At 68.0% G+C, this 13,721-nt stretch carries 15 protein-coding genes; 4 read left to right on the forward strand and 11 right to left on the reverse strand.

What is annotated here, in order from left to right:
* Positions 1-5: 5 nt before the first annotated feature.
* The 10 genes from ACJ4V0_RS19135 to ACJ4V0_RS19180 form a co-directional block, all read right to left on the reverse strand.
* On the reverse strand, positions 6-635 hold the full coding sequence (locus ACJ4V0_RS19135) for a TetR/AcrR family transcriptional regulator (protein ID WP_448301205.1): 630 nt from the start codon (positions 633-635) through the stop codon (positions 6-8).
* A 94-nt stretch (positions 636-729) separates the two neighbouring features.
* On the reverse strand, positions 730-1,569 hold the full coding sequence (locus ACJ4V0_RS19140) for a sugar phosphate isomerase/epimerase family protein (protein WP_448301206.1): 840 nt from the start codon (positions 1,567-1,569) through the stop codon (positions 730-732).
* Positions 1,570-1,673: 104 nt separating this feature from the next.
* Positions 1,674-2,651, reverse strand: coding sequence for a tripartite tricarboxylate transporter substrate-binding protein (locus ACJ4V0_RS19145; RefSeq protein ID WP_448301207.1), 978 nt, complete (start codon positions 2,649-2,651; stop codon positions 1,674-1,676).
* Between the two features lie 193 nt (positions 2,652-2,844).
* On the reverse strand, positions 2,845-3,831 hold the full coding sequence (gene galE / locus ACJ4V0_RS19150) for a UDP-glucose 4-epimerase GalE (protein ID WP_448301208.1): 987 nt from the start codon (positions 3,829-3,831) through the stop codon (positions 2,845-2,847).
* Between the two features lie 97 nt (positions 3,832-3,928).
* Positions 3,929-5,290, reverse strand: a complete 1,362-nt coding sequence (locus tag ACJ4V0_RS19155; RefSeq protein ID WP_448301209.1) for a UDP-glucose dehydrogenase family protein — start codon at positions 5,288-5,290, stop codon at positions 3,929-3,931.
* Positions 5,291-5,402: 112 nt separating this feature from the next.
* Entirely contained in the window at positions 5,403-6,428 is a 1,026-nt protein-coding gene (locus tag ACJ4V0_RS19160; protein WP_448301210.1) for an aldo/keto reductase, read from the reverse strand.
* Between the two features lie 92 nt (positions 6,429-6,520).
* Positions 6,521-7,510: a Gfo/Idh/MocA family protein gene (locus ACJ4V0_RS19165; RefSeq protein ID WP_448301211.1), complete on the reverse strand. Its 990-nt coding sequence runs from the start codon at positions 7,508-7,510 to the stop codon at positions 6,521-6,523.
* 179 nt (positions 7,511-7,689) lie between these two features.
* Positions 7,690-8,046, reverse strand: a complete 357-nt coding sequence (locus ACJ4V0_RS19170) for a hypothetical protein (RefSeq protein ID WP_448301212.1) — start codon at positions 8,044-8,046, stop codon at positions 7,690-7,692.
* 129 nt (positions 8,047-8,175) lie between these two features.
* Positions 8,176-8,640, reverse strand: coding sequence for a YccF domain-containing protein (locus tag ACJ4V0_RS19175; protein ID WP_448301213.1), 465 nt, complete (start codon positions 8,638-8,640; stop codon positions 8,176-8,178).
* A gap of 166 nt (positions 8,641-8,806) precedes the next feature.
* Complete coding sequence (locus ACJ4V0_RS19180) at positions 8,807-9,313, reverse strand: PH domain-containing protein (RefSeq protein WP_448301214.1); 507 nt, start codon at positions 9,311-9,313, stop codon at positions 8,807-8,809.
* Between the two features lie 138 nt (positions 9,314-9,451).
* On the opposite strand from ACJ4V0_RS19180, the gene ACJ4V0_RS19185 reads away from it, so the two are divergent.
* The 4 genes from ACJ4V0_RS19185 to ACJ4V0_RS19200 all read left to right on the forward strand — a co-directional run bounded on the left by ACJ4V0_RS19185 (position 9,452) and on the right by ACJ4V0_RS19200 (position 12,658).
* The gene (locus ACJ4V0_RS19185; RefSeq protein ID WP_448301215.1) at positions 9,452-10,174 is read left to right on the forward strand and encodes a transaldolase; all 723 of its coding nucleotides are present in this window, start codon (positions 9,452-9,454) and stop codon (positions 10,172-10,174) included.
* A gap of 62 nt (positions 10,175-10,236) precedes the next feature.
* Entirely contained in the window at positions 10,237-10,710 is a 474-nt protein-coding gene (locus ACJ4V0_RS19190) for a PaaI family thioesterase (RefSeq protein ID WP_448301216.1), read from the forward strand.
* 125 nt (positions 10,711-10,835) lie between these two features.
* Positions 10,836-12,377 carry a murein biosynthesis integral membrane protein MurJ gene (gene murJ, locus ACJ4V0_RS19195; RefSeq protein ID WP_448301217.1) on the forward strand — a complete coding sequence of 514 codons (1,542 nt, stop codon included), beginning with the start codon at positions 10,836-10,838 and terminating at the stop codon, positions 12,375-12,377.
* A gap of 95 nt (positions 12,378-12,472) precedes the next feature.
* Positions 12,473-12,658, forward strand: coding sequence for a hypothetical protein (locus tag ACJ4V0_RS19200; RefSeq protein ID WP_448301218.1), 186 nt, complete (start codon positions 12,473-12,475; stop codon positions 12,656-12,658).
* Between the two features lie 4 nt (positions 12,659-12,662).
* On the opposite strand, the gene ACJ4V0_RS19205 is transcribed toward ACJ4V0_RS19200, so the two are convergent.
* Positions 12,663-13,622: a DMT family transporter gene (locus ACJ4V0_RS19205; RefSeq protein ID WP_448301219.1), complete on the reverse strand. Its 960-nt coding sequence runs from the start codon at positions 13,620-13,622 to the stop codon at positions 12,663-12,665.
* Between the last annotated feature and the right edge of the window lie 99 nt (positions 13,623-13,721).

Consider the following 13,721-nt stretch of genomic DNA (forward strand, 5'->3'; position numbering starts at 1 on the left):
GGCGCCTAAGCCTTCACACCCCGGAGCACAAAATCCACCACATGCGCCCGCCGTGCGGCGATGGAGGCGGGGTCCTCCATGTCGGCGTCGAAGATCACCGACAGCGTGTAGATGTTGGAGAAGAAGAAGTAGCAGATGCCGATGATGGTGATCCACAACTGGCGGGCATCGAGCCCGGCGCGAATGGAGCCGTCGGCGTTGCCCCGGGCGATGATGCGGCCGATGGCGTCGATGACCGGCGAGTTCATGCGGTTCACCTGCGCCGACTTCTTCAGCACCTTGGCGCGCTGGCGGTTCTCGGTCGCGAGCAGGTTGATGAAGGTGCGGTCACGCACGAACGAGTCGAAGGTGAATTCGACGAAGCGGGTCAGCGCCTCGACCGGTGCCAGGCGGTCGAGCTCCAGTTTCTGTTCAGCCGAGCGGGCGCGCTCATAGGCGGCCTCGAGGACCGCCAGGTAGAGCAGCTCCTTTGACGAAAAATAGTGATATATCATGCGCTTGTTGATGCGCGCGCGATCCGCGATGTCGTCGGTCTTCGCTCCCTCGAACCCCTTGTTGGCGAATTCGCGGGTGGCGACGTTGAGGATACGCGCGCGCGTGCCCGCGCTGTCGCGCTTGCGAACTGCCTTCGCCACTGGTGCAGGTTCTGCCACGCCGTCCCCGTCCGTCATCGGCGCCGCCCTGGCGATTCGCCGTCGAGGCCGAGATTTGCACGATGGGCCGCGCCCGTCATGACGGCGCGTCCAGCGCCTCCAGGAGGCCGCGCACATAGCCGGCGGCGCGGGCCGCGCAGGCAGGGCCATCGGGATCGTAGATGAAGGGTTCGATGGCGATGTCGCCGGCATAGCCGGTCTCCCGCAGCGCCTTCAGGACGCCCGCGAAGCGGTCCTGGCCCTCGCCGGGGCCGCGGCGGTTGGCGTCGTTGAGCTGGACATGGCCGATCAGGCCGGTCGGCACCCACCGCCTGACAAGGTCGGCGACCGCGTCCGTCTCGTGGGCGGAGGCGGCCGAGGTGTCGATCATGGTGCGCAAGGCGGGATGGCCGATGTCCTCGACCATGCGCGCGGCCTCTTCGATCGTCTGGATGAAGACGTTGTCCGGTGGGGCCAGCGGTTCGAGACAATAGGTGAGGCTTCTCGCGGCCGCCTCGGGCGCAAGGGCCGCGAAGAGGTCGCGGGCGCGCCGCCAGGCGTCGTCGTGGCTCTGACCGTCCGCAGGGCGCCGCTGGGCGGGCGAGCCGTGAACCATGACCTTCGCGCCGAGCCCGGCGGCGAGGTCGAGGAGGCCGAGGATGACGTCGCGCGTGCGGGCGCGCACGGCATCGTCGGGGCTGGTGATGGACAGGCCTTCCGGCGTCACCAGCAGCCAGTGCAGGCCGGTGACGGCGAGGCCATGGTCCTCGACCGTCCGGCGGGTCGCGGCGATCGCAGCCGCCGGCAACCGGTGCGGCGCTTCCGCCAGCGTGAAGGGCGCGACCTCCAGACCGTCATAGCCGACCGCCTTCGCGAAGGCGCATTGCCGGGCGAGGTCGAAGGGCTGGAGCACTTCGTTGCAGAGGGACAGGCGCATGCGCGGGCTTCACAAACGGTGGCGGGAAATGCTCCCTGCATCAGGACGCACCGCGGTAGAGCAAGGCGGTGGAAGCGAGGGGCTGGTTCTGCAGCCCCTCGCCGTCACTGGATCCGAATATTCGCGGCGCGGATGACGTCGCCCCACTTCGTCACGTCCGCCGCATGCACGGCACGAAGTGCCTCGGGCGAGCGTTGCGCCTCGACCGGAGCCTCGGCGCCGAGCTGAAGGAAGCGCGCCCTCGCCGTCGGGTCGTCGATGGCCTTGCGCAGGGCGGCGTTGAGGGCCGCGATCACCGGGGCCGGCGTGCCCTTCGGCGCGAAGACGGCATTCCATACCACCATGTCGACGCCGGCCATGCCGGCTTCGGTCGCCGTCGGGACATTGGGCAGGACAGGCGAACGGGTGGGGGCAAGGATGGCGAGCGGCGTGATGGTGCCGCCCTGGACCTGGCTCATCAGGCTCGTCACCTGGTCGCAGATGTAGCCGACATTGCCGGCGACGAGGTCCTGGATGGCCGGACCGGTGCCGCGGTAGGGGACGAGCGTGGGCGAGACGCCGAGGCGCTGGTTGAGCAGCGTGCAGGCGAGGTGCGAGGTGGAGCCGACGCCGGCATTGCCGTTGTTCACCGTCGCGGCATTGGCCTTCAGATGGGCGGAGAATTCGCCGAGGGTCGTGCTCGGCAGCTTCTTGGCGGAGACCAGCATGATCGGCGCGGAGGCGGCGATGCCCACCGGTTCGAAGTCGGTCAGCGGGTTGAACGTGAGGTTCGGGTAGAGCGCCGGCGAGAAGCTCATGGTGCTCATCGGCCCCATGAGAATGGTGTGGCCGTCGGCCTCGGCACGGGCGACGCGCGCCGCGCCCGTCGTGCCGGCGGCGCCCGCGACATTCTCCACCACGACCTGCTGGCCGAGCGACTGCGACATGCGCTCGGCGACGAGCCGCGCCACGATGTCGGTCGGTCCGCCGGCGGCGAAGGGCACCACCATGGTGATGGGGCGCGAGGGGAAGGTCTGGGCGGTGGCGGGGATGGCCGCGGCGGCGGCGAGAACGGCGGCGAGCGCCAGTCTTCTGGTGATCACGATATCCTCCCTGATGGCTGGATGCCTGTGGGGCATCTCTTGGGTCGAAACGTTAGCCGCCGCCCCGGGAAGCGTCAATCAAGTATGTAACCAGTGAGTGACTAACGTGGCGGCGCCGCATGGGCGCCCATAGCATCAGGGACCTGCGCGCCACCCTTTTCCATGCCTCGTGAAAGAGATGGGACTACGGATCTCAGCGGGGCCCGTTCGCCAGGCGGCGCTCCCACGCATAGGCGGCCTCGACGATCTCGGTGAGATCGTCGTGTTCGGGGGTCCAGCCGAGGCGGGTGCGGGCGCGGGTGGCGTCCGCCACCACGGCGGCGGCGTCGCCCGGACGGCGCGGCGCGTAGTCGGCGCGGAAGTCGACCTTGGTCACGGAGCGGACGGTGTCGATCACCTCCTTCACCGAATAGCCATGACCGTAGCCGCAGTTGGCGACCATGCTCTCGCCGCCGGAACGCAGGTGGGCGAGGGCGGACAGATGCGCGCGCACGAGATCGGTGACGTGGATGTAGTCGCGCAGGCAGGTGCCGTCCGGCGTCGGATAGTCGGTGCCGAAGACATCCATCTTCGGCCGGAGGCCGAGCGCCGTCTGCACCGCCACCTTGATGAGATGGGTGGCGTTGGGGGTCGACTGGCCGGTGCGGCCCTTCGGATCGGCGCCGGCGACGTTGAAATAGCGCAGCACGACATAGGTCAGGTCATGGGCGGCTGCGGCATCGCCCAGCATCCATTCGGTGATCAGCTTCGATGTCCCGTAGGGGCTCTCGGGCCGTGTCGCGGCCTCCTCGTTCACCGGCATGACCTCGGGCGTGCCATAGACCGCGGCGGTCGAGGAAAAGATGAAGCGCCGGACGCCCGAAGCGACGGCCGCGGCAATGACGGCGCGGGTCTTCACGGTGTTGGCGAGATAGTAGCCGAGCGGATCGGCGACCGAGTCCGGCACAACGATGCGGGCGGCGAAGTGGATCACGGCATCGATGCCGTGAAGCCGCATGATGGTCTCGACCAGTTTCTGGTCACCCATGTCGCCGACGATCAGGGTTGCGCGCGGGTCCACCGCCCAGGCAAAGCCCGTGGACAGGTTGTCGAGAACCACGACGCTTTCGCCCGCGTCGAGAAGTTCGAGAACCATGTGGCTGCCGATATAGCCGGCGCCGCCGGTGACGAGAACGGTCATGGTCTTTCCCCGCTGGCGGCGGTCTGGCGCGCCGGATGTCCCGGCTCATGGCCTAGCGGAAAGAGGTCAAGAAAGTGCCAAGGGACAGGCGGACGCGCTATTCGGCGGCCCGGGCGAGCGGCGGATGCGCACCCTCGCGCAAGGCCCGGCCGATCGACCGGTAGGTGAACCCGGCCCGGGCCGCCGCCTCGGGCTCGACGAGATTGCGCAGGTCGACCAGAACGGGCTGCCGCATGGTCGTCGCGGCCGCCACGAGATCGAGCGCGGCGAACTCCTCCCATTCGGTGAGGATTACCGCGACATCGGCTCCGGCCAGCGCCGCCATGGCGCTGTCAGCCATGGCCACGCCCGGCAGCAGCGGGGCGGCATTGGCCATTCCGGCTGGATCATAGGCGACGATGTGCGCGCCTTGCTTCTGCAGTTGCGGCAGGATGACGAGTGCCGGGGACGAGCGCATGTCGTCGGTGCCGGCCTTGAAGGTGAGGCCCAGCACGGCGACGATCTTGCCGGCGACCGATCCGTCGGAGGCACGCACGATCTTGCGAACCATCTCGCCCTTGCGGGCGTCGTTGACGGCAATCGCCGTCTCCACGGAGCGCAGCGGCACGCCGTGATCCTGCGCGGTCTTCATCAGCGCCAGCAGGTCCTTCGGGAAGCAGGACCCTCCGAAGCCGGGGCCGGCCTTCAGGAATCGCTCACCGATGCGCGGGTCGAGACCGATGCCGCGCGCCACGTCCCCGACATCTGCGCCGATCTCCTCGCAGAGATTGGCGATCTCGTTGATGTAGGTGATCTTCAGCGCCAGGAACGAGTTGGCGGCATATTTGATCAGTTCCGCGGCCCGGCGGTTGGTGACGAGGAGCGGGGCGCCGGCATCGGTCAGCGGCCGGTAGATGGACGCCATGATCGCGCCCGCCCGCGGGTCCCCGATGCCGACGACGATGCGGTCGGGGCGCATGAAGTCGGCGATGGCAACGCCCTCGCGCAGGAATTCAGGGTTCGAGACCACCGCGACATCGACCTCGGGCCGCATGGCGCGCATCAGCGCCTCGACCTCGTCGCCGGTGCCGACCGGGACGGTCGATTTCACGGCGATGGCGGCAAATCCCGACAGGTTGCGCGCCACCTCGGCGGCCGCGGCCATGACCTGGGCCATGTCGGCATGGCCATCGGAGGGCCGCGGAGGCGTGCCGACGCAGATGAAGATCGCGTCAGCATCCATGACGTTGCCGGCGAGGTCCGCGGCGAAGCGCAGACGGCCGGCGTCCACCTGCTCCGCCACGAGTTCGGCAAGGCCGGGTTCGAAGATCGGCATGCGTCCGGCAACGAGACCCTCAATGCGTGTTCGGTCATGATCGACCACCATCACGTCGTGGCCGATGCGCGCCAGGCACGCCCCGGTGACGAGGCCGACATAGCCGGCTCCCATGATGGTGACGCGCTGTGTGCCGTGATCCATGGCGTCATCCCGATCTGCCCGGGCCACCGGTTCCCGTCCGGCTCGACCCTTGCGATGCAGAGCATCGCAAGGTGACAGGGGGACGACAAGTGATGGCCGCCCAGGCCGGGCTTCACACCACCGGTGGCGGGTTGCGGGTCATCATGGTGCGGCGCTGGTGCCAGTAGGGATAGGCGGGCGGAATCGTGCTGGCCTTGTCGAGGATCGCGATCTGCTCTGCGGTCAGCTTCAGCTCGCAGGCGGCGAGATTGTCGCGGAGCTGCGCCTCGTTGCGTGCGCCGATGACGATGGAGGACACCGTCGGCCGGGTCAGGAGCCATGCCAGCGCAACCTGCGGGATGGACCGGCCGACCTGCTGCGCTACGATCTCCAGCGCGTCCGTGACGCTGTAGAGCCGCTCCTCGGGCACGGGCCAGCTTGCATCCGTCGCCAGCCGGCTGTCCTCCGGCGGGCGCCTTGTTCGCCCGATCTTGCCGGAGAGCTTGGCGCCCGACAGCGGCGACCAGACCAGCGTCCCAACGTTCTGGTCGAGGCCGAGCGGCATCAACTCCCATTCGAAGTCGCGCGCCACCAGCGTGTAATAGGCCTGGTGGGTGACCGGGCGCGGCAGGCCGTGGCGGTCGGCGAGGGCCAGCATCTTCATCAGGTGCCAGCCGGAATAGTTGGAGACGCCGAAATAGCGGATTTTTCCCGCGTGGATCAGCGCGTCGAGCGCCTGCAGCATCTCCTCGATAGGGGTCAGCGCGTCGAAGGCGTGGAGCTGGTAGAGGTCCACATGGTCGGTGCCGAGACGCTTCAGGCTGGCTTCGCAGGAGGCGATGATCTTGTGGCGCGAGGTGCCGATGTCGTTGGGGCCGGGACCCATGGGCATGCCGGTCTTGGTGGCGATGAGTACCTTGTCGCGGCGCCCCTTGATGGCCTCGCCGAGGATTTCCTCCGACAGTCCCGTCGAATAGCCGTCGGCGGTGTCGAACATGGTGCAGCCGAGCTCAAGGCAGATATCGACGAGGCGCGTCGCTTCCGCGACGTCTGTCGCGCCCCATTTGCGCAGGAACTCGCTACCGCCACCGAAGGTCGCGGTGCCGAGCATCAGAGCGGGAATCTTGAGGCCCGAGCCTCCGAGCGTGCGGTAGTCCATCGCGTCACCTCCCGGCGGCGATCCAGCGTCGCCTTGGGGGAGGATAGTCGGAGGGGGCGCGTGCCGGTGCAAGGCGCGCCGGAGGTGGGGAGTTATGCGCGCCCACCGACCACAAGCTTCGGTTGCAGGATCGGCGCATGGCGCTCGCCCAGGCAGCGCATGGCGATGTCGAGGGAGGCGAGGCCGTCTGCGCCGCCGGTAACGGGCGCCGAGCCGGTCCGGACCGCCTCCACGAAGGCGGTGAGTTCGGCGCGCAGCGGCTCGGCATAGGCGACCGACAGGTGCCGCATCGAATAGGAGCCGTCGGGCTTGTAGTCGAAGCACTCGGTGACCTGGCGGGTGATCAGGTCGCCGGTGATGTATTTGTTGCGTGTCGCGACGTGCACCGTGCGCGCCTTGAAGGGCGTCAACCAGTTCGTGTTGATGTGGGCGAGGACGCCCGAGGCGGTTCGGAACTGCAGCAGGGCGATGTCCTCGCGCGCGGCATGGATCGAGTTGGTCTGCGGCTGGATCTCGGCGATCTCCGAGCCGGTGAACCAGCGGATCAGGTCGATGTCGTGAACGGCGAGGTCGATGACCACGCCGATGTCGGACATGCGCGGCGGGAAGGGGCCGACGCGGGTGATCTGGATGGAGAAGATGTCGTCGCCTGCGATGGCCTGGCGGATCGACTGCACCGCCGGGTTGAAGCGCTCGACATGGCCGATCATCAGCGTCACGCCGGCCTTTTCCGCCGCCTCGATGATGCGGCGGCCTTCCTCGACCGACTGGGCAATGGGCTTTTCCACCAGCACGTGGATGCCGCGGGCGATGGCGGCGAGCGCGATGGGGGTATGGAGCTGGGTCGGGGCGGCGATGGTCAGGGCATCGACGCCGGCGTCCATGAGCGCGTCGAGCGAGGCGAAACCCGGGCAGCCCAGCCGCGATGTGACGAACTCGACCTGCGCCGCATCGGGGTCGGCGACGCCCGCCAGCGTCACGCCGGGCAGTTCGGCAAGCACGCGGGCGTGGTTCTTGCCCATCACGCCAAGGCCGACCACACCGATGCGAAGGGGCGTCGTCGGGGAAGGGGACTGGGTCATGTGACGGCCTCGGGAATCGGTCGGAGCGACGCTGTCGCCGCATCCTGTGGCCGCTCCTATACGATTTCCGCTGGCTTCAGCGCAAACCTGCCGCCATCACGATGGATGACGGCGCGTGACGGCCGCACGCGGAAAGGGGCGGCTCGTGGAGCCGCCCCTCGCGCCGTTGCTGGTGAGCCTCAGTCGCAGACGGTCACGCGGCGATAGACGCCATAGACCGGGTCGAAGCGGCGGATGATGGTGCAGGCCGGAGCGATGGCGGCTCCGACACCGATGATCCCGAACTGGACATGGCGGCGGTGCCAGCCCCAGGGGCGGTGACCGTGCCAGCGGCCAGGTCCCGCCCAGGCCGGGCGGATGCCGAAGCGGGGGCCGCCGTGGCGGAAGGCGCCGCCGTGGAAGCCGCCGTGGAACCCGCCACCGTGGAAGCCGCCGCCGCGGAACCCGCGGGCCTCGGCATCGGTGGCGGCGAAGGTGACGGAGCCGGCGAGCGCGAGAGCGGCGACGGCGAGCACTTTGGTGGTGATGCTGGTCATGGAACTCTCCTTCGAGTGTTTCGGAAGCCCGATCGCTTCCCGATGACCAGACCGTGCCAGAGGCCCTTTCCCGTCGATGTGATGGCCGTCACGGATTGCGCGATCCTGAACGGCGGGTCGACGCCGCGTCTAGCGCCGCCAGCCGGCGAGCGCTGCCGCCGCGCCCTGACGTCGGGCAAGCTCCGCCACGTCGGATCTGACCACGCGCTGTCCCAGCGGGAAGACGGAGGCGGCGGCAAGCTTCAGATGCGCCCAGCCGAAGGGGATGCCGATGATGGTGACGAAGCAGGCCAGCGCCGCGAGGACGTGGATGACCATCAGCGCGAAGCCGATCGGCACGAACCAGATGACGTTGCCGATGAAGCGCAGCACGCCCATGGCGCTGGGCGGCCGGCCGGTGAGTTCGCTCGCCCAGACCACATCGCGGCCGAAAGGCCAGAGCGTGTAGGAGCCGATGCGGAAGCAGGCGAAGGCCCAGGGCAGGCCGATGATGGTGACCGCGGCGATGGCACCGGCGAGGAACCACGCGAGGCCGGCAATGAGGCCGCCAAGGACGAACCAGAGGATATTGAGCAGGAAGCGCAGGGCGCCCATGGCGATGATCCGGGTTGATGAGTGACCGAACCGTCACATAGGTGCTCGCGGGCTCCTGCGCATGGCCCCGATCGCTTCGGGATGATCAGGCTGCACCCCGAGGCACTTTGCAGTCGATATCACGGTCGTCATGCATGACGCCATCCGCGGCCGCGTCGTGTGGCGGTCAGGCCTTCAACTGCGGCGCGAAGCGTCCGACGGCCGCCATGATCTCCGGGCTGCCGACATCGAGATCCCGGGTGTTCACGGTGATTTCCGAGCTGCGCGCCGGCGACCACGGGAAGTGGTCCCAGCCCTGCTCGCGCCGGCCGAAATTCTCGGCAGTCGGTACGTCGACCAGCACGAGGTCGGCGTGTTCGAGCCGTTTGACGATCCTGACCCCGGCGATGGCCTCCCACGGAATGCGCTCGGCGAACTGACCGGGGATTGTCATTCCCGTACTGTCGATGACGAGTTGAGGCCCTGTCGCCGTCTGCAGCTTGCGCTGTCCGAAGTGGACGGCAGCCAGAATGCACCCGATCAGGATCGCGCCGAAGGTGAACTCCCCTATCGATGCGTTCCACCCTCCGATGAGTGCCGCTACTGCCAGGAGTGCGACCAGAAGGTAGGCATTGCGCTCGGAGCGCTTCCTGTCGAACCGCGCTATCAGCGGGGCATCGGGGAATTGCGGCATCGCAGGTCCGGTTCCAGTCGCATGTCAGGGCGCGGCGATCTTGTTGCCCCATTGGAAGCCTGCCAAGCGGAATCCCTGGTTGGACACCCGCCGCCTGCGGCCTTAAACACGCTGCCGGGAAACTCCGGGAGACGAAGCATGCCGGTTCTGGCCGACCTCAAGGTCAAGCTCTACACCGACGGGGCCGAGAAGGCCTCCATCGTCGAGATGGCGAAGAAGCCGTGGATCCAGGGCTTCACGACCAATCCCTCGCTGCTGAAGAAGGCCGGCGTCTCCGACTATGCCGCCTATGCGAAGGATCTCGTCGCGGCCGTGCCGGATCATCACATCTCCTTCGAGGTCTTCTCCGACGACCTCAAGGAGATGGAGGCGCAGGCCCGAGTCATCGCCACCTGGGGGAAAAACGTCTACGTCAAGCTGCCGGTGACGAACTCGCGGGGCGAGCGGCTTTACGACCTCATCTACAAGCTGACCCGTGAGGGCGTGAAGATCAATTTCACCGCGCTCTATTCGGAGGCGCAGATCAAGGCCTCGGTCGAGGCGCTGAAAGGCGGCGCACCGTCCATCGTCTCGGTCTTCGCAGGCCGTCTCGGCGACGCCGGCCACGACTACATGCCGGTGATGAACTACGCCGTTGGCCTTGCCCGCGGCACCGATACGGTCGAGGTCATCTGGGCTTCCACCCGCGAGGTGTGGAACGTGCTCGAGGCCGATCGCATCGGCTGCCACATCATCACCGCCCCCGCCGATATCCTGAAGAAGCTTGAGGGCCTCGGCCGCGCGCCGGAGGACATCTCACTCGATACGGTGAAGGGCTTCGTCGCGGACGCGAAGGCGGCGGGCCTGACGCTCGAGGCGTGAGCTTCGGCCCTGCCGAACGGCCGGTCTTGAGCCGCCCGCCCGCCCGGTGCCAGATGGACGTCATGACCACAGCGACACATCCCGGCGCGATTCCGGCGGGCTTCAGGAGGATGGGGGAGACCGAGGGCTTCATCGGCCTCGCCGGTCCCTACTACTGGCGGGATGACGGAGCCGGTGGCGTCGAATACGGCTTCCGGGCCGAGGCCCGCCACGGCAACCCGAACGGCGTCCTCCACGGCGGCTCGCTCACCACCTTCATGGATACGGTGCTGGGCTACGAGGTGATCCGGGTGACCGGGCGGCGCTGCGCCACCATCTCCCTCAACACCGAGTTCCTCGCGGGCGGCCGGGCCGGCGACTGGGTTACCGGAAAGGTGCGCATCCGCAAGCTGACCGGCTCCATGGCCTTCCTCGACGGCGAGGTCTGGGCGGACGACGTGCTGGTGGTGCTGAATACAGCAATCTTCCGGCTGTTCCGGCACGAGGGCACCCCGCATGCGGTGCCCGACGGGCCGGCCACTGCGGCCGGTGCGTGACCGGAGCCGAATCGCTTCGCCTGCGCTAGACCTTCGTTTCGTCAGAATGGGCCGCTAGCGCTGGCCGATCGCCAGGCGAAGCGCCCTGCGCCCCTCCGCCTTCGCCTTCAGGGATTTCTCCGGCCGTGATCAGGAACATCTTCTCGGTCTCGGCCCTGACCCTTCTCAGTCGCCTCTTCGGCTTCATCCGCGACCTGATGTTCGCCGCCGTGCTCGGGGCGGGGCCGCTGGCGGATGCCTTCTTCGTCGCCTTTCGCATTCCCAACCAGTTCCGCGCCATCTTCGCCGAGGGCGCCTTTTCCGCCGCCTTCGTACCGGGCTTCGCCAGGGTCGCCGCCGAGCGGGGGCAGAACGCGGCGCTGGTCTTCGCCGATCGCATCTTCGCCTATCTGCTGATCGCCCAGCTCGTGCTGCTCGCCCTCGCCATCGTCTTCATGCCGACCGTGGTGGGCCTGATGGCTCCGGGCTTCGTCAACGATCCCGTCCGCTTCCCGGCGGCGGTCGAACTCACCCGCATCACCTTTCCCTATCTCGCGCTGGTCTCGCTGGTGATCCTCGTCAGCGGCGTCCTGAACGCCGTCGGGCGCTTCGCGGCGGCCGCGGCGACGCAGGTCGTGCTCAGCATCGGCATCATCGGCGCGCTGCTGCTGGCGGGCAACTTCCAGACGCCGGCGCATGCGGCGGCCTGGGGCATCATCGTGGCGGGGCTGCTGCAGTTCCTCATCGTGGCGGGCGACGCCCTGCGTGCCAACGTGATGGTGGAGCTCAGGGCGCCGAAGGTGACCCCCGAGGTGAAACAGTTCTGGAAGACCTTCGTGCCGGCGACGCTCGGCTCGGCGGGAACCCAGATCGCGGTTCTCGCCGATACGGTGGTCGCCAGCTACCTCGTCGCCGGCTCGGTCTCCTGGCTCTATTATGCGGACCGGCTGAACCAGTTGCCGATGGGGGTGATCTCGATCGCCGTCGGCACGGTCCTGCTCTCTGAAATGAGCCGCAGGGTGGCGGCCGGGGACGAGAAGGGCGCGCGCACCGCGCAGCTCAGGGCGATCGAACTCACGCTCGTCTTCACCCTGCCGGCGGTCGCCGCCTTCGTCATCGTGCCGGACACGATCATGAAGGCGCTGTTCATGCGCGGCGCCTTCTCGGAGACGGATGCCCTGCAGTCTGCGCGTGCGCTCGCGGCCTACGGGGCCGGTCTGGCGGCGCTGGTGCTCATCCGGCCGCTGACGGTCACCTTCCACTCGCGCGGCGACACCACGACGCCGGTCATCGCGGTGGCCGTCGCCATTGCGATCAACGTGGCGCTGAAGTTCGCCCTGATGGGGCCCCTCGGCCATGTGGGGCTTGCGACAGCCACCAGCGTCGGGGCATGGGTGAACCTGTCGCTGCTCGTGCTCTTCGCGCGCCGCAAGGACCTGTTCACGCTGGACGAGCGGGCGCGGCGCGTGCTGCCGAAGCTGCTCGCCTCATTCGCCGTTCTCGCCGCCACGCTGGTCGGCATGGTCTTCGTCCTTCGCGGCGTCGTCGGCGGTGGGCTCAACGAGAAGATCGCCCTGGCCGCGCTGATGGCCACAGGCGGAATCGCCTATGGGGCGAGCCTCGTATTGCTCTTCGGCAAGGAGTTCATGGGCGACCTGAGGCGGCTGCGCCGCGGCATCGGCGGGTAGGCCGGCTGCGGCCCGTTTGAACCTCGGAGCCTGCCGGGTCGACAGACAAGACCTGAAGGGGCGCGAGACGTGCCCCGATACCACAGGAGCGGCTCATGTCCGATGTCATCGAATTCCTGTTCAGCGAGCCGAAGCTGCTCGTGATCCTCGTTCTCTCGCTTGGGCTCGCCATAGCCGTGGGCGTGTGGCTCGGCGTGGTCGCAGGGCTCGCCACCTTCGCCGCCAGCGTTGTCGGCCTCTGCGTCTTCGCGATGGCGCGCTCCGCGTCCCGCTCGCGCTGACCGCTCAGCCCTGCGGGGTCGAGACGGTGCGCTGGCGGGCGCGCTCGAGGCCGAGCTTCTGCTCGCGCCAGATGACGAAGATGCCGGAGGCGACGACGATCGAGCCGCCGATGATCACATAGATACTCGGCAGGTCGGCGAAGACCAGGTAGCCGATGATGACGGCCCAGATCATCGAAAAATAGTCGAAGGGCGCGATCAGCGAGGTGTCGGCGTAGCGGTAGCTGAGCGTCAGGAAGATCTGCCCGAGGCCGCCGGTGACGCCCACCATGACGAGGAGGAAGGCCTGCAGAGGCGTCGGCACGATCCACTGGCCGATGAACGGCACGACCTGGCCGAGCGGCCAGGTGATGAGGGCGAGGATCGCGCACAGCGCCATGAAGGTGAAGACGATGGCCGCCGTCGTCTCGGTGTTGACGAGCTTGCGCACCTGGATCGTGGCGAAGGCGGCGCAGATGGCGCCGCCCAGCGAGAACATCGCCCCGGTTCGCTGGCTGTCCGGCCGGTCGCCGAAGGCGCCGACGTTCAGATGCGGCCAGAGGATGACCACGACGCCGACGAAGCCGATGGCCACTGCCGACCAGCGATAGATGCGCACCCGCTCGCCGAGGATGAAATAGGCGAGCGGCACCACCATCAGCGGCGCGGCGTAGCCGATGGCGGTGGAATCGGCGAGCGGCAGCATGGTGAGGCCGACGAAGCCGGAGAACATGCCCGTGGCGCCGATGGCGCCGCGCTTCATGTGCGAGGCGAAGCTGACATAGCGGAAGGCGTCCATGATCTCATGGCGCCAGGCGAGCATGATGAAGAGCGGGATCAGCGCGAAGAAGGAGCGGCAGAACACCACCTCGCCGACCGGGATCTCCTTGCCCGACACGCGTACCAGTGTCGACATGGAGGTGAAGGCCACCGTCGACATGAGCTTGAAGAGAATTCCCGTGGCGGCGCGGGAGAGGACGGGCATGAAGGGGAGATGGGGCGGGAGGGGATTCTTCTTCCCTCTTGAACCATGCAGAGGTGGATTCGAGCATAGCCAATGCTGCACGCATGCCCTGCGGCGGGG

This window comes from Phreatobacter aquiterrae (assembly GCF_053471285.1).